We start from the raw sequence: 25,051 nt of genomic DNA, 5'->3' as shown, positions 1-25,051 counted from the left end.
GAAGCCGTCATTGTCGAATGATGCGTTGCGCGCGATAATCGGGTTGTCACGCACAGCGTTATTGTCGCCGATGCACAAATGAATCCCGTCGATCTGTTCGCCCTGATGCCCGACATGGCCGTGTTCGCGCGCGTGGTCGACGCCGGCAACTTCTCCGTCGCCGCGCGGCAGCTGGGTACGCCGCCCTCCACGGTGAGCCGCCAGATCAAGCGTCTCGAGGAGGCGCTCGCCACGCGCCTGCTCGAACGCTCGACGCGCAAGGTCCGCGTCACGGAAGCCGGGCAGCAGGTGTATCGATACTGCCGCGACATGGCCGCCGCCGCTGCGGCCGCCGTCGATGCCGCGGGCCTTTCCACCGGCAAGCCGCAGGGACGTGTCACGCTGTCGGCGCCGACGGCCTATGCAAAATCCGTCATCCATCCGCTCGTGCCCGCGTTTCTCGCGGCGTATCCGGACGTCGACGTGCAGCTCGTCTTCAGCGACCACGACATCGATCCGCTCGAACACGACATCGATCTCGTCATCCGCGCGACCGACCAGCCGCCGCAAGGGCTCGCGGCCCGCCCGCTCGGGCGCGTGCGCTGGCTGCTCTGCGCGGCGGCGGAGTATCTGCGCGAGCGGGGCGTGCCGGAGCATCCGCGCGAACTCGCGGCGCACGACTGCCTCTATCTCGGAGAAACCGCCGACGACAATCGCTGGCGTTTCACCCGGCACGCCACCAGCGCTACCAACGTCACCAGCACGGGCGGAGAAAGCGCTGAAACAGCCACGGTCACGGTCCACGGACGCTACCTCGCGAACCACGCGGGCGCGCGGCTGGAGGCGGCCGAGCGCGGGCTCGGTATCGCGGCGCTGCCGGAATTCGCCGCCCGCGACGCGCTCGCCGCCGCCCGTGTGCAGCCCGTCCTGGCCGACTGGGAGATCCAGGTGCGCGCCTATCAGGGCCCGGTGTGGCTGCTGTATCCGCCGAACCGCTTCCTGCCGCCGAAGGTGCGCGCACTGATCGATCACCTGCATGCGCACCTCGGGGACGCGGGGCGGGTCGCGTTGCCCTCGGCGTGATGTCGGGCAAGTGCGTTGACATCGGCATAATTCCGGGCAAGGTTGCGCGCGCCGAAACGGACGTCGCCGTGTAGACTGCGAATGGTCGTTCATTGCGCCGCAGTCGTCCGGGGCGCTCAATCCGATCTCCCCTTTCCCGGAGGCGTCGTACATGCACGCAGCGTTGCCGCAAGGCGAGCAGGAAGCCGGTTCCACTGATACACCCGCAAGACCGACGCGCGATCTGCGCCGCGTCGATATCCATCCAGACAACTGGTATCCACTCGCGTGGTCGCGCGAGGTGAAGCGCGGCCGCGCGCACGGCGTGAAGTTCGCCGGCGATCCGATCGTGCTCGTGCGCACCGAATCGGGCCAGGTGTTCGCGCTCGAAGACCGCTGCGCGCATCGGCAGGTGCCGCTGTCGGCGGGGGTCGTCGACGGCGAGTCGATCCGTTGCTGCTATCACGGCTGGACCTACGACTGCACCGGCCGCTGCACCGACATCCCCTATCTCGGCCGCGAGCGCCTGCCCAACGGCGTGCGCGCGTATCCGTGCCGCGAGGCGGCGGGCCTGATTTTCGTGTTCACCGGCGACCCGGCGCTCGCTGCGGAAGCGAAGTTCCCCGAACTCGGTTCCGCCGATGACCGTGCCTACAAGACCCGTCGTTTCGGCGGCGATGTGAAGTGCCACTACACCTTCATGCACGAAAACCTGATGGACATGAACCATCAGTTTCTGCATCGCCGGCAGATGGGCAGCATGCGCGCGCGTTCGCTCGGACGGCGTCGCGGAGATGACTGGATCGAGGTCGATTACGTGTTCGCGCGGGAGGCGGGCAAGCAGCCGCTCGGCGAGGCGCTGGTGTTCAGCCAGAAGCGCGGCGCGAAGCCCGACGACTCGAACAAGGACGTCATGACGGTCCGCACCGAGTACCCGTGGCAGACGCTCAAGATCCGCACCAAGGACGAGACCATGGTGATGGACCTGTGGATCGCCTACGTGCCGCTCGACGCCGAGCAGCGCACCAACCGCACCTTCGGCCTGTTGTCGATCCGTCGCCCGAAGCTGCCGCTGGTGCTCGACGCCGCGTGGCCGCTGCTGGTCTGGTTCACGGAGCGCATTTTCACGGAGGACCGGTGGATCGTCGAACGTGAACAGGAAGCGCATGACCGGCAGGGCGCGGATCACAACCACGAGGTGTTTCCGGTGATCCTGGATCTGCGCGCGCTGCTGTCGGAACGAGGCGTTGCGCACGGCACCGGTCGCGGCGGCGGCGAGACGCGTCGCGTGCATTTCATTCAGCCGGTGCAGGAACTGCCGGCTTCGTGAGCGGCCTCGCGGAAGCACCGGGGACCGGGCGCGGACTTCCTGCGGAGCGCTCTCGATTGCGCGCGCCGCAACGCGGCGTTATACAGAACAGAAGGCAGCCCATCGACAGCAGGCGAACGTTCACGCACGGAGGACATCCATCATGAACAACGACCCGGCCGAGCCGCGCAACGACGCTCCGCACATCGACGATGCGCATCCCGAAGTCGAGCATTTCGACGCGGCGATCTCGCACGTCGATCAGTCCTACGCCGCCGGCAAGATGGCTGCGGGCGCGGCGAAGGGCATCCTGTTCAGCATCATCGAGACGCTCGGCACGCTGGTCGGCGACCCCGATCTTCCCGCGCATGCGCGCTCGGGCTATGAAGGGCTTCTGGAAACGGCGCGCGAACTGCGCACGAAAATCGAGCCCTGAACCGGCCGTCAACACCGCCAGCGGCGCGTGCGGGTGCTGACGTAACGCTTCCTTCCTGCTTTCGGCTTCAGTGCGTCAGCGCTCAGCCGAAAGCCAGACGCTTGATCGGAGTAATACCGATCCTGACATCGCGGGCCCGCTGACCCGCACCGCGTCTTCCTCGCGCCGGACTCACCGATCGCCGCCTTTCCAGGCATTCCAACTTCCCTTGCAACCCCGTGTCATCGACCTCTCAGCGAACTGGCCGCGTTCGCCGCGCGATCGTTCGTTTCGCGCCAATGCCGCTCCGAAGCCACGCTGACGTCAGTCAATTGTCAGTTTCGCGACCGGATGCCGCCAAATGCAGCTTGCGAAAATTCTGGTTAACCAGACAGTGAAAAAAAACGACAACGAAGTGTGACGTTCTTTCGCATTCTGTCTGTAAGCCATACACTTCCCGTCGATAAAAGTTACGACTTGATACACGTGAAGCCGCTTCGGCGGCACCGGTTCCACAAGTCGACGACACAAGTTCAGCCCATTGCATGAGGAGATTAAAAATGAAGCGTTTCGCGCTGACCCAGGCCGCTGCCGTCGCAGCCACGACATTTGCGGCCGCGGCACCGGCTTTCGCCCAGAGCAGCGTTACGCTCTACGGTATCGTCGACGATTCGATCGTCTATCAAAGCAGCCAGACCTCGCTGGGATCGAACAGCGGCGGCCGCTCCAACGTCAAGATGGCGTCGGGCATCTGGGCGGGCAGCCGCTTCGGCCTGAAGGGCGCTGAAGATCTGGGCGGTGGCAACAAGGCCATCTTCCAGCTGGAATCGGGCTTCAATATCAACACCGGCGGCCAGCAGTACACGAACGCAATGTTCGGCCGCCAGGCATGGGTCGGTCTGACGAACCCGGGCTACGGTACCCTCACGCTGGGCCGTCAATACACCTCGTACTACACGCTGATGTCGCCGTACAGCCCGACCAACTGGCTGACGGGCTATTTCGGCGCACACCCGGGCGATCTGGACGAACTCGACACGATCTACCGCGCAAACAACTCGATCGTCTATACGTCGCCGAAGCTGTACGGCTTCACGGTGAGCGGTTCGTACTCGCTCGCAGGCGTGCCGGACAGCGTCTACCAGGGTTCCACGTGGTCGGCTGCGATCCAGTACCAGCAAGGTCCGATCGGCGGTGCGGTGGCGTTCACGCGCATCAATAACTCGACCAACGGCGGCGGCGTGTACGGCGCGGACTCGACGACCAACACCGGCGGTCAGTCGGGCGTGTCGGCGGTGACCAACGGCTATCAGGGCGCACAGGCGCAGAACCGCTTCGCGGTGGGCTTCGGCTACACCTTCAACAGCGCGTGGGATGTCTCGGCGACGTACACGAACGTTCAGTACATCCCGGGCATCAACTCGAAGTTCAGCGACACGGCCGTCTTCAACACGGCCGGCACCGTGCTGCACTGGAAGGCGACGACGGCATGGGACTTCGCGGCAGGCTACAGCTACACGTGGGCCAGCAAGGCGAACGGCATCGACGACGCAGCGTCGTACCATCAGTTCAACCTGTCCCAGTACTACTCGCTGTCGAAGCGCACGGGCCTGTACGCACTGGAAGCGTTCCAGCGCGCGAATGGCCGCACGCTGGGCACGCCGGTGTTCACGCCGACGGGCGCGGTCAACCGCCAGATCAATGCGACTGCATCGATCGGCGATGGCTTCCAGGGCCAGCCGTCGTCCTCGCGCAGCCAGTTCGCGGCGGGCGTGGGTATCATCCACCGCTTCTAAGCGTGACTTCGCGGCCGCGCGCCGCGAATCGTTCCGAAACCGGACGCCTCGTGCGTCCGGTTTTTTTTATTCAATTTCTCTGCGCTGTCCCGAGCCGCCGGCGGGCGCGGCCTTTGCTCCACGGATGTCACCGACGCAGCCATGGAGAATCGAATCATGTCCAATCGCTCAGACCCGCCATCCGGCGCCGATACCCCCGCCGGCCTCGCGCGTCCCTTCAGGCTGTTCGCGGTCGAACAGCGCGTGCTGGCGCAGAACGTGGACGGCAAGGTGATCGACATCGGCGCAATGGAAGCGAACAACGGCGCCTTCTGCGCGCGCACGGACTCAGGCGACATCGTCACGGAGCCGAAGCGCAGTGCCGAGCTGGCGCTGAAGGCGCTGGTCGGCCACCTGTCGTTCGACTTCCTCGATGGCCTCTTCACCAGCGAGCGCGAAACCGAAGTCAGCGGACGTCTGCAGGACTATCCGGGCATCGAGTTCGACCTCGACGAGACCTTGCCGCGTGACATGACCGACACCCGGCCACCGCATCTGTTCTGAGCGCAGCCGCAGCCGAGGAGGCCGTTCACGAGCCGGAGTGGACCGTTTTCACGGCGTCCTTCGGCGGCGCGCCGGGCGGACGACGCGGGTTGCGATCGGCGTGATCGGTGGCGCGCGGCGGAAACATCGCGCCGACCAGACGGTCGACGAAGAAGAAGAACTTGTCGGACGCATAGCCCGCGATGAAGGCGATGGCGAGGGGCGAAACATTCTTGCCGCCTTCGAGCAAGCCGCTGAACAGACCAATCGATATCCCGACGATCACCGCGCTCGTCACATGCGCCCGGTTCGCGACTTTCGAATGCTCGGGGTGGAAGGTGCTGGCCGCGGAATCGGTGGACAACTGGCGCAGGATCGCCGCGCATGCGCCGAGCCAGGCATAGAGCACCGGCAACATGAAGCCGGTGACCGCGCCGACGATCGACAGGATGATGTCGTTCGCATAGAGCGCCATCGCGCGAATGTCCTGATACACGGCGATTTTCTGGAAGCCTTGCTGGACGGCGTCGAGGTCGGTGGGCGGATGACTGTCGCCGGGCTCCGCGTTGGGCCTGGCGAGCAGCGGCAGGGTAATTTCGAGCACCTTGCGCGCGACATCCGGATTGCATTGCCAGTCGCCGCTCTGCGTCTTGCCCGAGAAATAGCGCGGTGAATGCGAAGTGCGATAAGCGCCCTGAAAATTGAGCACGTTTTCCTGAGCGTCGCAGGGCGCCTTGTAGGGGCTGCGGATCGCGCCGAGGCCGAGACTCGTCGTGAAGGCGCTGATGCGCGATACGTCCGCGAACAACTGGCGATTATTGGTCGCGAAGTTCTGCAACTCCTCCTTGATCTGCAGCGCGGGCTGCGAGTTCTGCAACGCGATGACGGCATTGTCGTCATGCTTTTTTTCGGCGTCGGCGATCGCCACCGCATGCGCCTGCAATTGATTGTGCAGCGTGAGCGCGGCGGCGTCGTTGCTCTTGACGACGGCGGCGATGTCCGTGGCGACCTGATTGGCGACGAACAACAGACACGACAGGGACACGACGAACACCGTCAGCGCAATCGCCGAATAGGTGTAGATGCGGATCGCGCGGCGCGCGCCGACCCGCGCCTGGTCGCCGGCCGTCTCCGCGACGACCGGCGCAACCGCATGGGCAATGCGGCTCATGGCGGCGTAGAACGCGCTCTCGATGTGCGCGTCCCACGCGTGTTCCTCCTGCGCCGCGCGCGCGTTCGCGATCGCTTCGACATCGTGCTCGTCGAGCGGCTTGCCGTTCTGTGCGCCGTACGAAATCATGTCGCGGCAGTGATCGAGATCGCTGACGATGCGCCGTCCGGGATAGTGCGCCGAGGCCGCGATGCGGATCATCGCCTCATAGAACGCGCTGCCGATCGCGCGATCCCATACGCCTTGGTCGAACGCCTCGCGCGCGCGCCGCACGGCGTCGACATCGGCTTTCGTCAGCACGGTGCCGCTCGCGGCCGCATGCGAGATGAGCGCTTCGCACGCGGAAAGGTCCTCGGCGACGCGCGGGCCGGGCTGGCCGCCGGCGGCTTCGTCTTCGCGTTCTTCTTCCTGCGCCCCGTGCGCGGTGCGTTCATGTGTCGTGGATGTGCTCATCCCGGTCTCCTCGTGTCCGGGCGGAGCATGAGCTGCGGACGGACGTGTTGCCGGCCACGCGCATGGATGATTGCGATTGCAACTATCGGCGCATGGCGTGCGCATTCGACTACGCGTTCATGTGCCGACAGTAAGCGCCTTCAGTTGCGTGACGAATGCCGGATACGCGCTGAGAAAGCCCGGATCCTGCAGCCGCGCGACGAGACTCGGATCGATCGTTTCGTTCAAGGCCTGACCGGCGGTGCGCGGCTCCTCCTTGCAGACCGACTTGAGGAACGGGTGGTGCGCGGTGAACTCGGTGTACGAATCGATGGGCTGCGAATCGTAGGCGAGCGCGGGTATCTGGATCGGACCGTCGATGGCGAGACCGCGCGCGGCGGCTTTCTGGCGCAGCCATTCGGCCGGAATCAGCGGCAGCAGATCCGCGGGCGTGCGCGGTGGACTGAGATAGCCGCCGCCGACATTCGCATGCGCGCCCGCGAACCAGCGCTGTTCGAGCGGCAGAGCGCCGCGTGCTTCGTCGCCGGGTGTCCACAAGGTCGGTTTGTAGAGCGACCGGAATTCGTTGGCCGCGATCGCGTGATAAGCGGCCTTCGTGCTGTTCGACAGCGTGGTGTCGTGGAACCGGTAGTAACTCGAAAAGCCCGGGACCGGCAGGCCGTCCACCGGAATGCCGAGTTCGCCGACGGTATCCCACACGCCGATGAACTCGACATCCACCTCGCGCGAGAACTGCTTGCGAAAGGCGACGACCGATTCGGCCGATACCCCGACATCGCCATCGCGATAGATGCCGTAGGCCCGGTCGACCGAGTCCGCGTCCCAGCCGTTGGTCAGGCCGCATTTGCGAATGAGTCCCGCCAGGCTGCGCGCGGAATAAGCGCCGCGACTGAAGCCGAGGATGTAGATCTTCGCTTCGGGCCTGTAACGCTGGCACAGCCATGCATAGCCGCTCTTGATGTTCTGGCTGAGGCCGTCGCCGAAGGCGCCGCCGAGGAATTTGTCGGCGAGTGCGAACAGGCCTTTGCCCTGCGTGCCGACGCCCGGCACGTAGAAGGTTTCCTGCTGATCGGTTTCCGGCGCGAGCTTGTAGAGCAGATAGGCGTTGGTGCGATCGTTGGGTTCGTTCCACGTGCCGTCGAAGAAGATGGCGAGGTTCATGAACGCGGGTCTCCGGTGGTCCTGACTCGATGGCGCCGGTATGACAATTGACGCCCCGATGTAAGGAATAGGAAACGGCGGCGTCATGTGCAAGCACGCAAAGCATGTAAACGGGCTTCATGCACCGAAGCACTGCATTTTGGCGGATAAGCGGGGCATGAGCAGGGCGCGGAGGGACATGCGTGCCGCGCACGCCGCGCGGCCTTGTGCGATGCTGAGTGCGCGGCCAGGACAGCAGGTCGCGTCTATCAGCGGGGTGAATCATGAAAAGCAAGCCTCTCGGCGCGGCGTTGATCGCCGCATCGGTCATGCTGGCGATACCGGGCGCATCGGCATTCGCGCGCGATGATGGACCGCGCCTCGCGCAGGATCGCCTCGATACGCTCGTCGCGCAGCATCGGGAAGCGGCGCGCCATATCGGCCAGACGCCGGTGCGTCAGGACCGTGAGCAATCGCCTGGTCCGTTGCAAGCTCCGACCCAGGATCGGGCGCTTCCTGCTCCGGACGCATGACCCGTTGATCATTGGAGGCAGGCCGCCCGGCCTGCCGCATAACCGGCGTGCAACGCGCCGGGTGGCGTTCGCTTTTTTTTTGCAACGCGTTCCGTTTTTTATTCGCCGGTAAAGGTATGAAATTTGCGGCCGCCGCCCGGGTGCTCCGCGGCGGTACGCCGTCGATCCTCCCTTTCACCTTCATTGAGACCCATGACAAGGAAAGCGCTATCGATCGCCATTCTCTCCGCCTCCGTACTCGCAGCAGGCTGCGCGGGCATCGGACCGGGCCGCCTCAAGGCCGATCAGGTCGACTATGCCCGCGCGCTCGGCGACGCGAAAAAACGTGAAATTCTTGCAGCGATTGTCGGATTGCGCTTCGCGGATGCACCTTCGTTTCTTACGGTGAGCAGCATCATCGCGGCTTACACCTTCGATGCCACCGGCGGCGCCATCGTGAACGCCGGCTCCGGCGCGCAGCCGAACTATGCGCAGGCGACCGGCAGCGTGTCCTACTCGAACCATCCCACCTTCACGTTCACGCCGACCACCGGGGATGCGTACGCTAGCGCGTATATCCGGCCGCTATCGCCGACGCTCGTCATGCCGCTCGCGGAAAGCGGGATTCCGATCGACCTGCTGCTGCGCATCACGGCGCAGTCGATCGCAGGGCTGCAAAACGGCACGGCGCTGGGCGGGCCGAATTCATCGGGCTCGCCGCAATTCTTCCTGTTGTTGCAGGCATTGCGCCGTCTGCAACTGGCGGGCGAGCTGAACGTCGAGTCGCGCAATACGGACGACGGCAAGAGCGACAAGACCGCCAAGGGGACCAGCCGGATCAACGACGCGGACAAGAGCGGAGTATTCATCACGCTCGGCGCCACGCGAAGCGGCGACAGCAAGCAGGTCACCGACGACCTGGCGCTCGTGCGCAAGCTACTGCGTTTGTCGCCGAAGATGAAGACCTATGAGATCGTCTACGGGCAATCCGCGGATCACGACCGTGTTCCGATGGTCACGCGCTCGGTGCTCGGCATCCTGACCGATCTGGGCGCGCAGATCGCCGTGCCGAACGCGCAAGTGGGCAACGGCGCGACCAAACCGACGATCGGGCTGATTGGCGGCGAAACGCGGCCGACCATCGTGGTGAAAACGGGGGAGAAGCCGCCGAAGGATGCCTATGTGAGCGTGCTTTACGACGAGTCTTCGTACTGGATCGACCGCGGCGACTTCGATTCGAAATACGCGTTCACGGTCGTGCAGAACCTGATGGCGCTCGCGGAGGTGACGGATACGTCGAAGTCGCCCGTGGTGACTATTCCCGCGAATTGACGGACGTCAGGCGTATCGAGCCGTTCGATGGAGACTCTGTCTGTCGACGCTTGAAGCACGGCATGCTGCATGAACGTGGATGTCGTGCGCGCTTGCGTTTCGCATCCAGCATTTTTAATGCAAAAGAGCATTTTGCATCACGCATGCAAAAGACAAAGAGCGGCATCGATGCCGCTCTTTGTCTATTCCCGCCGGTATGGATCTGACGGAAAAGTGCGATTCCGGATGACCGGAACGCTTGCTGGCCGACTTACTGGCCGAAATACGCGCCCAGTGCACGCGGCTGAGCGCCGACCGTGCGTCCCGATTGCGACGACCCTGCCGTCACCGAGCCGTAGTCGCTCGTTTGCGGCGCCTGGGCGAGCGTCTGCGTGCTCACGCGGGCTTCGGCAGCCTGAATGTTTTGCGGGTACGACGGATCGCTGATGTTCGGGTTATAGCCTGCCTGCTGAAGCTGGGCGAGTTCGGCGCGGACCTGTGCGCGCGACACCGGCGCATCGGATTGCTGAGCAAACGACAGTGCGGGAACAGCGAGGGCAGCAGCAACAGCAAGGGCGGAAACGAGCGTCTTCATGATGTATAACTCCGATTCGGATGTCTGATGATGCTGCCGTTCTTTTCAAGCAGCTTGGAACGGAGTTTAAAGAGCGGTCTGCTGAAGATCATTCTCTTATCTGTTGATTGATCTTTGTCGATACGGGAACAATCGTTAAGACGAGCTTTGTGCGTCATGCGAGCTTTTAGCGAGAGGCATGCCATGGGCTTGCTTGAGATGCTAAAGAAGGCCTTGGCTGCAAGCTTGAATATTGCTTTGTTGCATGAAATGTAAAGATTATTCTTTGAAGCGGCGCTTAATCATTGGTCAGTGTCCCGTTAGACTCGCGGCGGCGGTGCCGCTGTGACGACTCCATGGCGCGCCAGACACACAAGCCCGATCTCCATCAAAAATCCACGCTGTCGCGTCGTAAACGGCGCAATCCCGCATTCGTCAGCAGAAATCCTTCCGCATAAACCCTCGCAACCGTTTGCGCAAATTGTTTTGTAAGCTTCAGTTGTGTCATCGTAGCGAATGTTCTTGCCCGGTCATTTCGGGCAATCCAACGATTCGAATAACGAACACCAAACGGGGCAAGCGGAACTTCGATGTGGATCGTCAGACTCGCGCTCAAGCGCCCGTACACCTTCATCGTCCTGTCGCTGCTTCTGCTGATCATCGGTCCGCTCGTCATCATGCGCACGCCGACCGATATCTTTCCCAATATCGACATTCCGGTCGTCAGTGTCATCTGGTCCTATACGGGTCTGCCGCCCGACCAGATGGAACGCCGCATCACGCTGAACTACGAGCGCGGGCTGTCGGTGGCCGTGAACGACATCGAGCATATCGAATCGGAATCCTTGCCCGGCATCGCGGTGATTCGCATCTATTTCCAGCCGGGTGCGAACGTCGATGAAGCCATCGCCGAGATCACCGCGCTGTCGCAAACCCAGTTGCGCTCGCTGCCGCCGGGCATCACGCCGCCCAACATCCTGCGCTTCAACGCTTCCACGGTGCCGATCCTGCGGCTCGCGCTGTCGTCGTCCGAACTCACGGAGCAGCAGCTCTATGACTTCGGCAACAGCTTCCTGAAGACGCAGCTCGCAACCGTGCAGGGCGCGTCGGTGCCCTTGCCCTATGGCGGCAAGCAGCGGCAGATCATGGTCGATATCGACTCGAACAAGCTGCAGGCGAAGAACCTCGCGCCGACTGACGTCGTCAACGCCATCAGCGCACAGAATCTGATCCTGCCGACCGGCACCACGAAAATAGGCCCGATGGAATATTCGGTCGGGCTGAATGCGAGTCCGGGTTCAATCGAAGGCCTCAACGACATCCCCATCCGCACGGGTCCGGCGGGCACGATCTATATCCGTGACGTGGCGCACGTGCGCGACGGCTTCCAGCCGCAGACCAACATCGTGCGCGTGGACGGCACGCGTGCATCGCTTCTGACGATCAACAAGAGCGGCAATGCATCGACGCTGGATATCGTCGCGCGCGTGAAGAACCTGTTGCCCACGTTGCGGGGCATGGTGCCTGAATCCCTGAAAATCGAACCGGTCGCGGACCAGTCGCTGTTCGTGCGTGCGTCGGTGTCGGGCGTGTTGCGGGAAGCGGTGATCGCGGCGGGGCTCACCGCGCTGATGGTGCTGCTCTTTCTCGGCAGCTGGCGCGCCACGCTGATCATCGCGATCTCCATTCCGCTGTCGATGCTGACGTCGATCGTGGCGCTCTCCGCGATCGGCCAGACCATCAACATCATGACGCTGGGCGGTCTTGCGCTCGCAGTCGGCATTCTCGTCGACGATGCCACCGTCGCCATCGAAAACATCAGCCAGAACCTGGAGCAGGGGAAGGCGCTGGAAGAAGCCATTCTCGATGGTGCGCAGCAGATCGCCGTGCCGACGCTCGTCTCGACGCTCTCCATCTGCATCGTCTTCATTCCGATGTTCCTGCTGACCGGCGTCGCGCATTATCTCTTCGTGCCGATGGCTGAAGCCGTGGTCTTCGCGATGCTGGCCTCGTACTTCTTCTCGCGCACGCTGATCCCGACGCTTGCCAAGTATCTGCTGCGCCATCATGAGCACATGGGCGGCGATGTCGAAGCGATGAAGGGCTCGCGCAATCCCTTCGTGCGCATTCATCTTGGCTTCGAGCGTCGTTTCGAGGCGGTGCGCGGCCGCTATCGACGTTTTCTCGAAGCGCAACTGGCCCGTCCCGGACGCTTCGCTGCATTGTTCCTGCTGTGCTGCCTGCTTTCGCTCGGACTTGCGCCGTTCCTCGGGCGCGACTTCTTCCCGGCCGTCGATTCAGGCGTGATCGCGCTGCACATGCGCACGAAGACCGGCACACGCATCGAGGAAACCGCGGCGCTGACCGATCGTGTCGATGCCCGTATCCGGCAACTGATTCCACACGGCGAGGTCCGTTCGATCATCGACAACATGGGCTTGCCTGTGTCGGGCATCAATCTTTCGTACAGCAACACGGGCACCATCAGCTCCGCGGATTCCGACGTGCTCATCAGCCTCAATGAGGATCACGCGCCGACCGAAGGCTATATCCGCGAACTGCGCAAGCGCCTGCCGCAGGAGTTTCCAGGCGTGGCCTTCTCGTTCCTGCCCGCCGACATCGTGAGCCAGATCCTCAACTTCGGCGTCCCCGCGCCGATCGATATCGCGGTCACGGGGCGCGACGTGCAGGCCAACCGCGCGCTGGCCAACCGCTTGCTGGAGAAGATCCGCCGCGTGCCGGGGCTCGTCGATGCGCGCATCCAGCAGCCTTCCGACCTGCCATCGATCAACGTCGAAGTGGACCGCACGAAGGCGCTGCAGGCCGGCTTCACGCAGCGCGACGTGGCGAACAACCTGCTCATCACGCTCTCGGGCAGCCAGCAGACGACGCCCACGTTCTGGCTCAATCCCGTCAACGGCGTGAGCTATCAGGTCATCACGACGGCGCCGCAGTACGACATGGATTCGCTGCAGTCAGTCGCGAACATTCCGGTCACGTCGGCAAGCGGCAAGACCAATATTCTCGGCGCGCTTGCATCGCTGTCGCGTGGTGCGCGCGATGCCGTCGTGTATCACTACAACGCGCAGACCACCATCAACCTCTATGCGACCACCGAGCGGCGCGACCTCGGCGCAGTGTCGGACGACGTGCAACGCATCCTCGACGAAGCGCGCAGCGAGTTGCCCAAAGGCTCGTCGATCGAGATGCGCGGGCAGGTCGACACCATGAACAGTTCGTTCTCGGGTCTCGCGTTCGGGCTCATCCTCGCAGTCGTGCTGGTCTATCTGCTGATCGTCGTGAACTTCCAGTCATGGCTCGATCCGTTCATCATCATCACGGCCTTGCCGGGCGCGCTGGCGGGCATCGTGTGGATGCTGTTCCTCACGCATACGACGCTCTCCATTCCCGCGTTGACGGGCGCGATCATGTGCATCGGCATCGCGACGGCCAACAGCATCCTCGTGGTGAGCTTCGCGCGCGGTGCGCTCGCTGAACATGGCGACGCGCTGCGTTCGGCGCTGGAAGCAGGCTATACGCGCTTTCGTCCGGTGCTGATGACGGCTGCCGCGATGATGATCGGCATGGTGCCGATGGCGATCGGACTCGGCGAGGGCGGCGAGCAGAACGCGCCGCTCGGACGCGCGGTGATCGGTGGCTTGATGGTGGGCACCCTCGCCACGCTGTTCTTCGTGCCGGTCGTGTTCTCGATGATCTATCAGCGCATGGAAGCGCGCGGCAAGGGACCGGGCGCGGCGGCGCGCGCACCGCGCATTGAAACCAACGATCCGCAGGCGGAGTGAGCATGGAAGAGCAGGTGTCGCAACGATCCGACAAGCCAAAGCGCGGGCGCTGGTGGCTCGTGGCCGCGCTCGTGGTGGTCGTCGCGCTCGTCGCGCAGGGCATCGTCTCGCGGCATGCGGCGCATGCCGAACTGGAGCGCGATGTGAGCGAGCACAGCGTGCAGACGGTCGAGGTGATCAGGCCGGCGCGGATGAAGGCATCGCAGGATCTGGTGCTGGCGGGCGATATTCGCGCGTTCTCCGATGCACCCATTTTTGCGCGCACCAACGGTTATCTGAAGCGATGGACCGTGGACATCGGCACGCGGGTGAAGAAGGGGCAGTTGCTCGCCGAGATCGATGCGCCCGAGATCAACGACCAGTTGCGCCAGGCGCGCGCCGATGCGCAGACCGCGCGGGCCAACTATCTGCTCTCGAAGACCACGGCCGAGCGCTGGACGCAGATGCTCAAGAACAATTCAGTATCGCGCCAGGAAACCGATGAGAAGAACGGCGACATGCTCGCCAAGGAAGCCGCGTTCAATGCCGCGCAAGCCAACGTGTCGCGGCTCGAACAACTGGTGTCGTTCCAGAAGATTTATGCGCCTTTCGATGGCGTCGTGACCGCGCGCAACACGGATGTCGGGCAGCTGATCGATGCGGGCAGCGGCGCGGCAGGGCGTGAGTTGTTCCACATACAGGATGCGTCGGCGCTGCGGGTGTTCGTCGACGTGCCGCAGGCTTATGCGCGCATGGTCACGGTGGGACTGCCCGCCGAGCTGCTGCTCAATGAAGATCGCAATCGCAAGTTCGAAGGCGTGACCGTGCGGACGGCCGGCGCTGTCGATCCGGTCGCACGCACGATGCGCGTCGAAGTCGATGTCAAGAACCCGACCGGCGAACTGCTTGCGGGCGCCTATGCGCAGGTGCGTTTCCGGCTGACGAGCGCGACGCCTTCGTACACGCTGCCGGGCAATGCATTGCTGTTCCGTCCCGATGGCGTGCATGCCGCGAGCGTCGATGCCAACGATCGCGTCAAGCTGTTGCCAGTCACGCTCGGTACGGACTACGGCACGCGAGTAGCCATTGCGTCGGGCCTGAAGGGCGATGAACGCGTGATCGTGAATCCGCCGGATTCGATCATCGACGGGACAGCGGTGCGGATCGGCAAGACTCATGGCGGCGCGGCGCAAGGGCCGCGCGGGGGTGGGGCGAAGCCGGAAGGAAGCGAGTCGTGACAAGGGCTGCCTTCATTCTTCGGCAAGGCAGGCCGTTCGCATGGCTTGCCGCGATGGTGCTTTCAGGGTGCGCGGTGGGTCCCGACTATGTCCGCCCGGACGTTGTGATGCCGGTTGCATACAAAACGCAGATTCCGTCGGACGTCCCGGCAACGGCGACGCAGGACTGGAAGCCCGCCCGGCCCGCCGACGCCACGCCACGCGCACCCTGGTGGGAAGTCTATGGCGACCCGCAGTTGAACGCGCTGGAGGAACGCGTCGCCGGAGCGAACCAGACCGTGGCCGCGGCTGCGGCGCGCTATCGCCGGGCGCGCGCAACCGTGGCGCAGACCCGATCGGCGTACTTCCCGACGATCACCACGAATGCCGCCTTCAATCAGTCGCGTGCGTCGTCCAACGTGCTGTACAAATCGAGCGCGGGTGTGACGGTGCCGGACTATCTCGTCGATGCCCAGATCTCCTGGGAGCCCGATCTGTGGGGGCGCATCTCGCGCGCGGTTGAAGGCGGCCGCGCCGAGGTGCAGGCGAGTGCGGCAGACCTGCAGGGCGCCATTCTCTCGATGCAGGCCGAACTCGCCACCGACTACTTCGATCTGCGCGGCACGGTGGAGGAAGAGCGGCTCTTGCAGGCCACGCTGCAGGCCTACGACAAGGCGCTCGCGCTGACGCGCGACCGCTTCGCGGGCGGCGTTGCGGCCGAGTCCGACGTGGCGCAAGCGGAGGAACAGCTTCGTTCGACACAGGCGCAGTTGATCGACCTGGAGACGACGCGCGCGAGTCTCGTCAACGCGATCGCCATTCTCGTCGGCGAGCCGCCCTCGAGTTTTTCGCTGGATGTCGATCCGCTCAACGAAGGGCATGCGCCTCGACCTTCGGCTGCGCTGAACGCGCTGCCGCTCAGCGTGCCCTCTGCGTTGCTCGAACGACGGCCGGACATTGCGGCGGCCGAGCGGCGCGTCGCCGACGCGAATGCGCGCGTCGGCGTGGCCACGGCGGCTTTTTTTCCGAATCTGTTGCTCGCCGCGACGGGCGGACTGGAAGCCACTCACTTCAGTTCGTGGATCGAGGCGCCGAGCCGTTTCTGGTCTCTCGGGCCGCAGTTGGCGTTCACGGTGCTCGATTTCGGCGGTCGCGCCGCGGCACGCGATGCCGCGCGTGCGGCTTATGACGAGAGCGTCGCGGACTATCGGCAGACGGTGCTCTCGGCCTTCGGTCAGGTGGAGGACAACCTGAACGCGCTGGACGTGCTGCGCCGTGAGAGCGCGGCGCAACGCGATGCCGTCGACGCCGCTCAACGCGCGCTTTCGAAAGTGGGCAACCGGTATGAAAACGGCGCGATCACGTATTTGAGCGTGGTGGTGACGCAGGCGATCGTGTTGTCGGACCAACGGGCGGCGGTGCGCATCGAGCGGCGCAGGATGTCGGCGAGCGTTGCGCTCATCAAGGCACTGGGGGGCGGCTGGAGTGTCGCCGAGCTGCCCGGCACGGACGAGTTATCGCGGCGCGAGTGATAAGGCATTTTGCATGCATTCGGCCAGATGGAATCATGCATGCGAAATGCAAAATGCATAATGCCATTGGCAGGAGCGATCCGTAGCGATGGGAGCAACAGCGACGGCTGCTCAGGCTGGCCCCACTGCGCTCGGCTCTGTGCCTACCGCGCTCTGCATGCCGCATGATGCATGCAAAATGCCGCCTGGCATTCAGCATCAAGCATTCAAAATGCAAAACGCCGGATCCCTGATGATCTCAAAGACCCGGCGCTTTCAAGCTTCCGATCCGTACGCAAACGCGACCACGCAACTCGCCCCGCGCACAGTCTCTCAGTTCTTGCCCTTCGGCCGGCAGGTCATGAAGAACTGCGAGCTCATCCACCACGGCGCGATGGGCAGCGGACTGAGCTGAGTCGCATCGATCCGGAAGCGCTTGCTCACGACATCGCGCAATTCGCGGAAGTCGAAGCCCTTGTGCGTCGTGCGCGGATTCTCCGGCCGGCTCACGCGGATCCCCATCATCGCCTTGAAGAATTCGGCGGGCGAGTATTCGGAATGCAACGAGCGGCTGCGGATCATCCAGTTCGAGACTTTCGGTCCGATCGCGAGGCCATACATGATCGGCACCGAAATGACGAATGCGCCGTCCGGTTTGAGAATCCGCGAGGCGTCGTCGAGCAGCGCATCGAGCTCGTGATCGTAGAGATGTTCGCAAACCTCGAATGCGGTCAGCACGTCCACGCTGTTGGTCGCCACGGACCCGAGCGACTCCGCATACTTGATCTCCGGAAACGCCGGCGCCATGAACATGTCATGACCGATGAGCGTCACGTCCGGGCGAGCTTCTCCGAGCGCATGCAGAAACAGCCCCGGTCCCGCGCCGAAATCCGCGACGGTGCCGCGCTCCGGACACAGTTCGCTGACGAGATTGATCGCCATCGACATTCTCGTGCGATGAGCGAAACGAGCGAGCGGATTGCCTGAATTGACGGTTTGTTCTTCGTATGAAATCTCGCGCATCAAAAACTCCCCACGTGGTTTATCGGCCTGATGCTCCGGTGGCGCGCCGCGATATTCACTGATCGTTCCGGGCGATAGTGCCGGGAGTCGCTGCGCCGCGCAATCGGCTACGGTAGCCGTTGACCGCCGAACTCAAGCCGCCTGCCGCCATGCCTTCGCGTTGGCCGGCGCGGTCGCAGCGCACCCTGCATCGAGGCGCTTTCAAAACGTGGAGACTACAGGAAGAGCCACGCGCCGCATGCGATGAGCGCCACACTCCAGAGCCAATCGATGTTGATCCAGCCGCTGCGCAAAAAGCCCAAACCGCCGCGCGCCTGCATGGACATTGCGAGCATCGAGATCAGCGCGATCACGGCAAGCATCGCGCCGGTGTGCACCATCAATGCGAGCGCGCCCGCTTCGTAGGCTCGATCGGTCATCCTGCCGGTGCAAAGCGGCAGCAGCGCGGGCACGAGCATCAGCCCGGCGCCGTGCGCGCTCGACATCACGAAGGACCACAGCGCGAGCCCGGCGAGCCCGGTGCGCATGCCCACTGTCGGTCTGCCGCGATGCCCGCGCCAGGCCCGCCATACGCCCCAGCCGATGAGCACCGCCCCGCAACCCCGTGCGAGGATGTCGTGGCCCACCGCCATGCCGAGCGTGAGAGCGCCCGCCAGCACCAGCGCGACCGACGCGGCATGCCCGAGCGCGATCGGCACGAGCGACACCAGCGCGACGCGCCGGCTTCTCGCATAGAGGCCGAGCGCGACGGCGAAGAGCCATCCCATGGCGGGATTGAGCCCGTGGAAAGCACCGAGGCTCGCGGCCGTGAGAAGCAGCGTGGGCGACGCAGAATCCATGCAGTCGGCTCGCGGCGTGTCAGGGGTAGCAGAACGAGTCCGACGAGCAATCGCCGCCTTGCAGCCGGATCTGATGCGGCCGATGTCCCTTCGGCCAGTCGATGAAGAACTTCTCGTCGACGGACAACCCGCCATCCGCACCGGCATCGAGCTTGACCATCCAGCCGTCGATGCCTTCAGGATAGAACTGCGCATCCACCGCGCCATACAGCGAGTTCGTGAAGTACACGCGACGGCCGTCGCGGCTCACCTCCACCATCTGCGGGCCGCCGTTCAGCGCGCCATTGGCCGCGCCCGGATGAGTCGCGCGGGACACCACGCCGCCGATGCGCACCTTGCCCGTCAGCTTCGGCGCGAAGGGGTCGGACACGTCGTACTGCAGCATGTCGCCGGTGCCCCAGCAGGACACGTAGAGGAAGCGGTCGTCCATCGACAGATCGATGTCCGAGACGAGCGGCGGCACCGCATTGAAGCCCTTCAGCAAGGGCGGAAGCGTGTCGGCGTCGGCGGGCTCGGCCGGTATCTCGATGATTTTCTTCACCGCCCACTTGTCCTTGTCGCGATACCAGGTCCAGATCGACGAGGAGAGATCCTTCAGACTGATCACGCAGTTGACGAAGCCATAGGCCTTGGTCGGATCGTGCGCGGGACGCAGTTCGAAGACGAGTTGATATTCGTCGCCGAAATCGATCTCCTGAATATGCTTGCGCTTCGTGAAGTCCCAGAAATGCAGCTTGCGGCCGTACTTCGCGCCGAGCAGCAGTTCGGGGACGAGTCCGTTCTCGAACGTGTCCGGCGTGCCCCATTCGCTCGTGACCATGGTGTCGTAGCCGAGATGCCACCAGCCGTCATACGCAAGCTGTTGCGGACCGCGCTCCACTTCCCAGCGGCCCAGCGGATCGAAGCTCTGCTGGTCGAGCAGCAGCACGCCGCCGGGCGCCTGGCCCTGGGCGTTGCCGAGCGCAGTGATATAGATGCCGCCCGGCCCGCAATGCACGGTGTGCGGCCGCGTATAACCCGTCTTCTCGGCAAGTTCCGCTGGCTCGATCGTCTTCACGATGACCGGCTTCTTCGGATCCGGCTTCGTATCGATGATATGGATGCGCGATGAACGCAGTCCCGGCACCACCAGATAGCGCCGCTCCATATGGGGATGGGGCGCATTGGGACACAGACAGGATGAGCACGCGTTCCAGCCGAAATGATGCAGTTCGTCACCGGTATCGGGCATCGCGACTTCGCCGACGATCTTCGTATAGTCCGGCGAATCCGGATCGACATCCACCACGGCGATCTTGTCGGGTGCGCGGCGGTCGGGGTCGAAGGTTGCCACGTACGCGAGGGTCTCGCGCGGCGCCTTCGCTGCAAGACGCGGGGAAGGGTAGAAGCTCGGATCCGGTTTCCATGTTGCCATGTGCGTCTCCAGTCGTCGGTTCGCCTGCCAAGCACTATAGGACACAAGTGCTTCATGTGCGCCTGGTCGCGGCAACGCATGAAGACCATGCCAAAGAAGTCGGGCCGGCAAGCGCATCGCGGCCTAGAATGCAAGGTATCGCTCCTTGACGACGGGAGATTGCGATGACCGAGCCGATGATCAGCGTGATGGCGGGCGTGTTTCTGTTGTTGTGCATCGCGGCGGTGCTCGTGATGCAGCGCCGGCACCCGCATATTCATACGCCACAGCCGCGCTGGCTGGACTCGCATCCGCAGCGCGACTGGTTGCACAGGCATTGAGCGTGCAGTGCAGCATGCAGGGCTGAAGCGCACCAGGCGCCGGCATCGTCCGGCGCCGTTTGCTTGAAGTGTTCGTGTGGAACGTCGATCAGCGGCGCGGCCCTTTCATCGCTTCGGCTTCCATGGCGGCCTGCCATTCCTCGCTGTTCTCGATCGGATCCATGCCCTCGTCGATGAAAGCCGATGCGCGTTCGGCCACGCCGCGCGTTTCCTCTTCGGTTTCCTCGTCGACGAAGGTGTCGTCGTCGGGAGGCGGCTCCAGCATGTCCTGCAGCATCGCTTCCAGTTCAGGCGTTTCCCACGGTTCGCCGCGCTGCTTTCGCTTCTTGATGTAGTGCCGGATCTCCGCGTCCTGCTCGGGCGTCAGCGGTAGTCCGCGAAAGGTGCGCTGGCCGTCTAAGTCACTCATGATCGCTCCTTGCACGCTCAGCCTGTCATCGGGTTTCAGGCGTCCCTAGTGTAACGCCGGTCGCGCACGGTTCAAACCGCGTAAGCAGGCTCAGGCGGGCTCAGGCAGGCTCAGCTAGGGTTTCACGAACTTGAGCGTCATCCGGTCCGATTCGCCGATCGCGGCATAACGCGCCCGGTCGGCATCGCCTCCCTTGAAGGTCGGCGGCAACGACCACACGCCGTGCGGATAATCCTTCGTGTCGCGCGGATTCGCATTGATCTCGCTGCGTCCGGCGAGCACGAAGCCCGCGGCCGTCGCGTGCTCGATCACGAACGCTTCGGTCACATAGCCCGTATCGATCATCTGCTGCACGCTCGTTCCCGGCCGCGCGCGATGTTCTTCGACACCGAGTTCGCCGCCATGCTGGAGCGCATCGTAGAAGGCCTTGAAATTCGCATCGACCTGGCCGTCCTTGATCCAGTTATGGATGTTGCGGAACGTGAGCACGCGTGCAAAGCGCTCATGCGCATCGAAGCCGATGAACCGCCCCGCGTGCAGCGTGCCCACCACCACCTTGCCGTAGAGCGCCGGTGTGCCGGCGAGCTTGCGCAGGTACGCGGCATCGGTGTCGCTGTCCTCGGCGGCGAGATCGGCGGACGTGCTGAGATATTGCGCTTCGTAGAGCTGCCCCGCATCGTGCAGATACGGCGCGAGGATGTCCGTGTACCATCCGCCGCCCGGTGCGATCTCCAGTACCGCCTGCGTCGGCGCGAGATCGAAGAATTGCAGGGTCTCCTTCGGATGCCGGTAGACATCGCGCGCACGCGCCTTGTCGCTGCGCTGCGGGCCGGCGATCGCGGCATCGAGCGATGTCGTGGCCGCGTCTTGCGACGAGGCCGCTGGTGTGGATGACGATGCAGCGCATCCGCCCAGTACGAGCGCGGAGAAAACGGCAGCAAGCGCGAAAGCGTGCGCACGGTGCAGGCGGGCGATGTCCATGGGATTGAATGCGTAACGAAGAAGGGGACACCATACGCGTTTCCGGTCAAGCCTGCTGCGGTGCGGAGACGTCGTATAGAATGTCGCCCCCGATTGCCGCAATCGCCCTCATCGACATTCCGCGCCATGTGGTTCAAGAATCTCCAGCTTCACCGTCTGCCCGCTCACTGGTCCGTCACGCCGCAGCAACTGCAGCAATGGCTCGCGCCGCTCGCGTTCAGCGCGGCGTTGAGCATCGAGAACGAACGGCGCGGCTGGGTCGCGCCGCGCGGTGACGGCGAACTCGTCTATTCGATCAATCGCCAGATGCTTATCGTGTATCGCGCGGAGAAGAAGTTATTGCCGTCGTCGGTGGTTACGCAGTTCGTCAAGGAACGTGCGGCCGAGCTCGAAGAGCAGCAGGGCTTCAAGCCCGGCCGCAAGCAAATGAAGGATCTGAAGGAGCAGGTCACCGACGAACTGCTGCCGCGCGCCTTCAGCATTCGCCGCGACACACGCGTGTGGATTGATCCGGTCAACGGCTGGCTTGCAATCGATTCGGCCTCCGCCACGGTGTGCGACGACATCATCGGCCTGCTGGTCAAGTCGGTCACGGATCTGCCGCTCGCGAGCGTGCGCACCGCGCGTTCACCCGTGTCCGCGATGACCGAGTGGCTCCTCTCGGGCGACGCGCCCAGCGGCTTCACACTCGACCGCGACACCGAACTGCGCTCGACCGGCGAAGGCAACGCGACGGTCCGTTACGTCGGTCATGCGCTCGAGGCGGAAGACATGCGCCGTCACATCGAGGCGGGCAAGCAGTGCATGCGCCTCGCCATGACGTGGGACGACCGCGTGTCGTTCGTGCTGACGCCGTCGCTCACGCTGAAGCGCGTGAGTGCGCTCGACGTCATCAAGGAAGCCGCCGATCCCACCGCCGCCAACGACGACGAGCGCTTCGAGTCCGATTTCATCCTGATGACGGGCGAACTCGCGCGCATGCTCTCGGCGATCACCGAGGCGCTCGGCGGCGAAGAGGACTTGCGCGCGGCGGCCTGAGGCGGGCTCCGTGCTCCGACTTCAGCTTCGTCTTCAGGCAGAAGCCGAGGCGGATGCCGAGGCAAACGCGAAGCCATTCTTGCCATTGCGCTTGACGGTGTACATGGTGTCGTCGGCGACGCTGACGAGGCGCCAGTAATCGTCGACGCGGTCCGGATAGCTGGCGATGCCGATGCTCGCGCGCACGATCGACAAGCCCATCTGCGCGTCGGTCTCATGCACGCAGGAGATGATGCGCTGGGCGATGGCGGCGAGTTCGCTGTCGCTCGAAAACGACTGCACCAGCAGCGCGAATTCGTCGCCGCCAATGCGCGCGACCAGGTCGCTGCCGCGCACCGCCTGACGAAAGCGGCGCGAGACCGCGATCAGGAATTCATCGCCGATACGGTGGCCGCGCGTGTCGTTGACCCGCTTGAACCCGTCCAGGTCGATATACAGCACCGCGATGCGTCCGCTGCCGCCCGCTTGCTCGCCGGCCGCTTCCTCGAGCGCGGAAAACAGCTTGCGGCGGTTGGGCAGGCCGGTCATCGGATCGTGCAGCGAAGCCTGCTCGAATTCGTTCGAGAGGCCGACGAGTTGCCGGTTGCGCTTGGCATACATGCCGAGCGCGGTAATCAGCACGCCAAACACGATGGCCGACAGCGCGATCAGCGTATGCGACACGCTCAGGATGCGCGTACGCACGTCCGCGCTCGTGCGGTCGCGCTCGGTGCGCCAGTAGGCGTAGGTGGAATCGAGCGCGCTGCTGGCTTCGCCGAGCGCCGCGGAGGGCGTGAGCACGGAGGCGGGCAGCGCCGGCGCCGGTTCCGGACTCGATGAGATGAGCGCATGCAACGCCGCCAGGCGCGCGGAAAGTTCGAGGCGCGCTTCGCGATACGCCGTGCGATGCTGCGGGTCGCTGGCGGGCGCATCCTGCAGGGACAACGCGGTTGCACGAGCCGCGCCCGCGCGCTCGACTGCCTCGAGCACGAGCCCCACATATTCCTGTTGCAGTTGCGCGGAGAAGATCGCGCGCACCTGAAAAGCCAGGAACAGCAAACCCATCAGAAGACATAGCAGCGCGGTGCCGGCGAGCGGTGCCGGGCCTCGCGCGCGCGCCCGGCGGAACGCGTGTTCGAGTACGCGCCGGGTGCGCATCGCGAGGGTCTCATCAGGGACGGGAATACTCCTCTCGCTGACGGGTCGGAACATTGTGTCGGTAGCTCACTCGATGAAAGAACGCGCCGACGCGGGCAAACAGTCCGCCCTCGGGCTTGGCATGCGCGGTGCGCCGGCGCGCCGGGTTTGCCTGGTTTGCCTGCGCGGCGCGATTGCCGGTCTGCGCCGTCTGCTGGACTGTGGGGCCGTTGGCGCGGCGCGGCGCCGCGGCCGTTTGCGCGGGTGCGGTGGTCCGGGGCGCCGCGGCAAGGGCGGTGGCCGTCGCGAGTTCCGCCGTGCCGGCCACATCCTGGCTGTTGTCGTCATCGTCGGCGGCGGCGACGGTCGTGGGCGCTTCCATGGAAGGCGCGGCCGTATCGAGCGGCGTCGCCGTCACGTTCGCCGACGTATCGCCGCTCGTGTTGCCCACATACACGGCGGGCGCGGTGCCGGGCGCCTCTACGACACCCGCCGACTGCGTTTGCGCGGCGATCACCGGTTGCTCGATGCCGAGCGTCTTGCGCGCGCTCGCCATTGCCTCCGCATAGACGCGCTGATCGTGGTTGAACCACATGCCGTAGCCGACGGTTCCCAGCACGCCGATGCCGAGCGCACTCGCGGAGGCCATCCACAGCGCGAGCCGCCCGAAGCGCAACGGTGCGCGCACGGGCGAGGGTTCATCGCCGAAGTCGGGCTCGGGCGCAGGCAGGTTGGTGACGCTCGGATCGTTCGCCGGGCCAGGGTGGGCCTCGAAACGCTCCTCGGGGGGTAGCTCAGCATGGTGAGGCATGACAGCACTCTCCAGAACGTATGGGTCGGACGGCGGGCGCCATGGCAGCGCGCACGCCCGCTCAGTCAACTGTTCATGCAGCCGCTTATGCAGTCGCACGGGGCGACGGGCACGCGCACCGGAATCAGCCGAAGCAGGAACGGTGCTGCCATCGCCCGGTTCAGCGCAGAGGGCTCATGCGCGGAACGTGGCGTCTGCGGGCCGGCCGCATCAAAAGCAGCTTCCGCCCGATCTCGCCATGCATCAGGCGTTATCGGACAGTCGAACATGGGGCGGAATGTGTCGCGCTCGGGCAGGACCGACGGATGCGACAGCGTCCGACTCGCCCTGCGCGGGGTGTCCCGCA

The 25,051-nt window shown here is 64.4% G+C and carries 22 protein-coding genes; 12 read left to right on the top strand and 10 right to left on the bottom strand.

Going from position 1 to position 25,051, the window contains the following annotated elements; translation table 11 throughout:
• Nucleotides 1-78: 78 nt before the first annotated feature.
• The 5 genes from QCE88_RS09625 to QCE88_RS09605 all read left to right on the top strand — a co-directional run bounded on the left by QCE88_RS09625 (nucleotide 79) and on the right by QCE88_RS09605 (nucleotide 5,104).
• Nucleotides 79-1,062, top strand: a complete 984-nt coding sequence (locus tag QCE88_RS09625; protein ID WP_309901305.1) for a LysR family transcriptional regulator — start codon at nucleotides 79-81, stop codon at nucleotides 1,060-1,062.
• A gap of 151 nt (nucleotides 1,063-1,213) precedes the next feature.
• Nucleotides 1,214-2,371 carry an aromatic ring-hydroxylating dioxygenase subunit alpha gene (locus QCE88_RS09620; RefSeq protein ID WP_309832356.1) on the top strand — a complete coding sequence of 386 codons (1,158 nt, stop codon included), beginning with the start codon at nucleotides 1,214-1,216 and terminating at the stop codon, nucleotides 2,369-2,371.
• Between the two features lie 142 nt (nucleotides 2,372-2,513).
• The gene (locus tag QCE88_RS09615; protein ID WP_309901303.1) at nucleotides 2,514-2,786 is read left to right on the top strand and encodes a hypothetical protein; all 273 of its coding nucleotides are present in this window, start codon (nucleotides 2,514-2,516) and stop codon (nucleotides 2,784-2,786) included.
• Between the two features lie 539 nt (nucleotides 2,787-3,325).
• Complete coding sequence (locus QCE88_RS09610; protein ID WP_309901301.1) at nucleotides 3,326-4,561, top strand: porin; 1,236 nt, start codon at nucleotides 3,326-3,328, stop codon at nucleotides 4,559-4,561.
• Nucleotides 4,562-4,717: 156 nt separating this feature from the next.
• Nucleotides 4,718-5,104 carry a hypothetical protein gene (locus QCE88_RS09605; protein WP_309901299.1) on the top strand — a complete coding sequence of 129 codons (387 nt, stop codon included), beginning with the start codon at nucleotides 4,718-4,720 and terminating at the stop codon, nucleotides 5,102-5,104.
• Between the two features lie 25 nt (nucleotides 5,105-5,129).
• Here QCE88_RS09605 and QCE88_RS09600 read toward each other — a convergent pair whose 3' ends face one another.
• Together QCE88_RS09600 and QCE88_RS09595 are read right to left on the bottom strand one after the other, a co-directional pair.
• A complete protein-coding gene (locus QCE88_RS09600) occupies nucleotides 5,130-6,707 on the bottom strand; it encodes a hypothetical protein (protein ID WP_309901297.1) in 1,578 nt (525 codons plus the stop codon).
• A gap of 117 nt (nucleotides 6,708-6,824) precedes the next feature.
• Complete coding sequence (locus tag QCE88_RS09595) at nucleotides 6,825-7,868, bottom strand: DUF2235 domain-containing protein (protein ID WP_309901295.1); 1,044 nt, start codon at nucleotides 7,866-7,868, stop codon at nucleotides 6,825-6,827.
• 263 nt (nucleotides 7,869-8,131) lie between these two features.
• Here QCE88_RS09595 and QCE88_RS09590 point away from each other — a divergent pair, with 263 nt between their 5' ends.
• On the top strand, nucleotides 8,132-8,380 hold the full coding sequence (locus QCE88_RS09590; protein ID WP_309901293.1) for a hypothetical protein: 249 nt from the start codon (nucleotides 8,132-8,134) through the stop codon (nucleotides 8,378-8,380).
• 192 nt (nucleotides 8,381-8,572) lie between these two features.
• Nucleotides 8,573-9,691, top strand: coding sequence for a hypothetical protein (locus tag QCE88_RS09585; RefSeq protein WP_309901291.1), 1,119 nt, complete (start codon nucleotides 8,573-8,575; stop codon nucleotides 9,689-9,691).
• A 250-nt stretch (nucleotides 9,692-9,941) separates the two neighbouring features.
• Here QCE88_RS09585 and QCE88_RS09580 read toward each other — a convergent pair whose 3' ends face one another.
• Nucleotides 9,942-10,265, bottom strand: a complete 324-nt coding sequence (locus QCE88_RS09580; protein ID WP_309901290.1) for a DUF4148 domain-containing protein — start codon at nucleotides 10,263-10,265, stop codon at nucleotides 9,942-9,944.
• Nucleotides 10,266-10,834: 569 nt separating this feature from the next.
• Here QCE88_RS09580 and QCE88_RS09575 point away from each other — a divergent pair.
• The 3 genes from QCE88_RS09575 to QCE88_RS09565 are packed head-to-tail and all read left to right on the top strand — an operon-like array spanning nucleotide 10,835 to nucleotide 16,775.
• Nucleotides 10,835-14,047, top strand: a complete 3,213-nt coding sequence (locus QCE88_RS09575; RefSeq protein ID WP_309901287.1) for an efflux RND transporter permease subunit — start codon at nucleotides 10,835-10,837, stop codon at nucleotides 14,045-14,047.
• Between the two features lie 2 nt (nucleotides 14,048-14,049).
• Entirely contained in the window at nucleotides 14,050-15,264 is a 1,215-nt protein-coding gene (locus tag QCE88_RS09570) for an efflux RND transporter periplasmic adaptor subunit (RefSeq protein WP_309901286.1), read from the top strand.
• A gap of 53 nt (nucleotides 15,265-15,317) precedes the next feature.
• Nucleotides 15,318-16,775: an efflux transporter outer membrane subunit gene (locus QCE88_RS09565; protein ID WP_309903486.1), complete on the top strand. Its 1,458-nt coding sequence runs from the start codon at nucleotides 15,318-15,320 to the stop codon at nucleotides 16,773-16,775.
• Nucleotides 16,776-17,087: 312 nt separating this feature from the next.
• Here the strand turns inward: QCE88_RS09565 and QCE88_RS09560 are convergent, their stop codons facing one another.
• The 3 genes from QCE88_RS09560 to QCE88_RS09550 form a co-directional block, all read right to left on the bottom strand.
• A complete protein-coding gene (locus QCE88_RS09560) occupies nucleotides 17,088-17,696 on the bottom strand; it encodes a class I SAM-dependent methyltransferase (RefSeq protein ID WP_309901284.1) in 609 nt (202 codons plus the stop codon).
• Nucleotides 17,697-17,992: 296 nt separating this feature from the next.
• Nucleotides 17,993-18,616 (bottom strand): hypothetical protein, encoded by a 624-nt coding sequence (locus QCE88_RS09555; RefSeq protein WP_309901283.1) that lies wholly within the window; start codon nucleotides 18,614-18,616, stop codon nucleotides 17,993-17,995.
• Between the two features lie 19 nt (nucleotides 18,617-18,635).
• A complete protein-coding gene (locus QCE88_RS09550) occupies nucleotides 18,636-20,030 on the bottom strand; it encodes a selenium-binding family protein (protein WP_309901281.1) in 1,395 nt (464 codons plus the stop codon).
• A gap of 164 nt (nucleotides 20,031-20,194) precedes the next feature.
• Between QCE88_RS09550 and QCE88_RS09545 the strand changes: the two genes are divergently transcribed.
• Nucleotides 20,195-20,350, top strand: a complete 156-nt coding sequence (locus QCE88_RS09545; RefSeq protein ID WP_309901278.1) for a hypothetical protein — start codon at nucleotides 20,195-20,197, stop codon at nucleotides 20,348-20,350.
• A gap of 88 nt (nucleotides 20,351-20,438) precedes the next feature.
• Here QCE88_RS09545 and QCE88_RS09540 read toward each other — a convergent pair whose 3' ends face one another.
• Entirely contained in the window at nucleotides 20,439-20,759 is a 321-nt protein-coding gene (locus QCE88_RS09540; RefSeq protein WP_309901276.1) for a hypothetical protein, read from the bottom strand.
• 114 nt (nucleotides 20,760-20,873) lie between these two features.
• A complete protein-coding gene (locus QCE88_RS09535) occupies nucleotides 20,874-21,740 on the bottom strand; it encodes a methyltransferase (RefSeq protein WP_309901274.1) in 867 nt (288 codons plus the stop codon).
• A gap of 126 nt (nucleotides 21,741-21,866) precedes the next feature.
• Between QCE88_RS09535 and QCE88_RS09530 the strand changes: the two genes are divergently transcribed.
• Nucleotides 21,867-22,778, top strand: a complete 912-nt coding sequence (locus QCE88_RS09530; protein ID WP_309901272.1) for a recombination-associated protein RdgC — start codon at nucleotides 21,867-21,869, stop codon at nucleotides 22,776-22,778.
• A gap of 33 nt (nucleotides 22,779-22,811) precedes the next feature.
• Here QCE88_RS09530 and QCE88_RS09525 read toward each other — a convergent pair whose 3' ends face one another.
• Entirely contained in the window at nucleotides 22,812-23,915 is a 1,104-nt protein-coding gene (locus QCE88_RS09525) for a GGDEF domain-containing protein (protein ID WP_309901269.1), read from the bottom strand.
• Between the two features lie 13 nt (nucleotides 23,916-23,928).
• Nucleotides 23,929-24,705, bottom strand: coding sequence for a hypothetical protein (locus QCE88_RS09520; protein ID WP_309901266.1), 777 nt, complete (start codon nucleotides 24,703-24,705; stop codon nucleotides 23,929-23,931).
• Between the last annotated feature and the right edge of the window lie 346 nt (nucleotides 24,706-25,051).

The organism is Caballeronia sp. LZ035 (assembly GCF_031451175.1).
GTDB lineage: Bacteria > Pseudomonadota > Gammaproteobacteria > Burkholderiales > Burkholderiaceae > Caballeronia.
The sequence above is the reverse complement of the archived record's forward strand: the minus strand, read 5'-3'. Positions and strand labels throughout refer to the sequence as shown.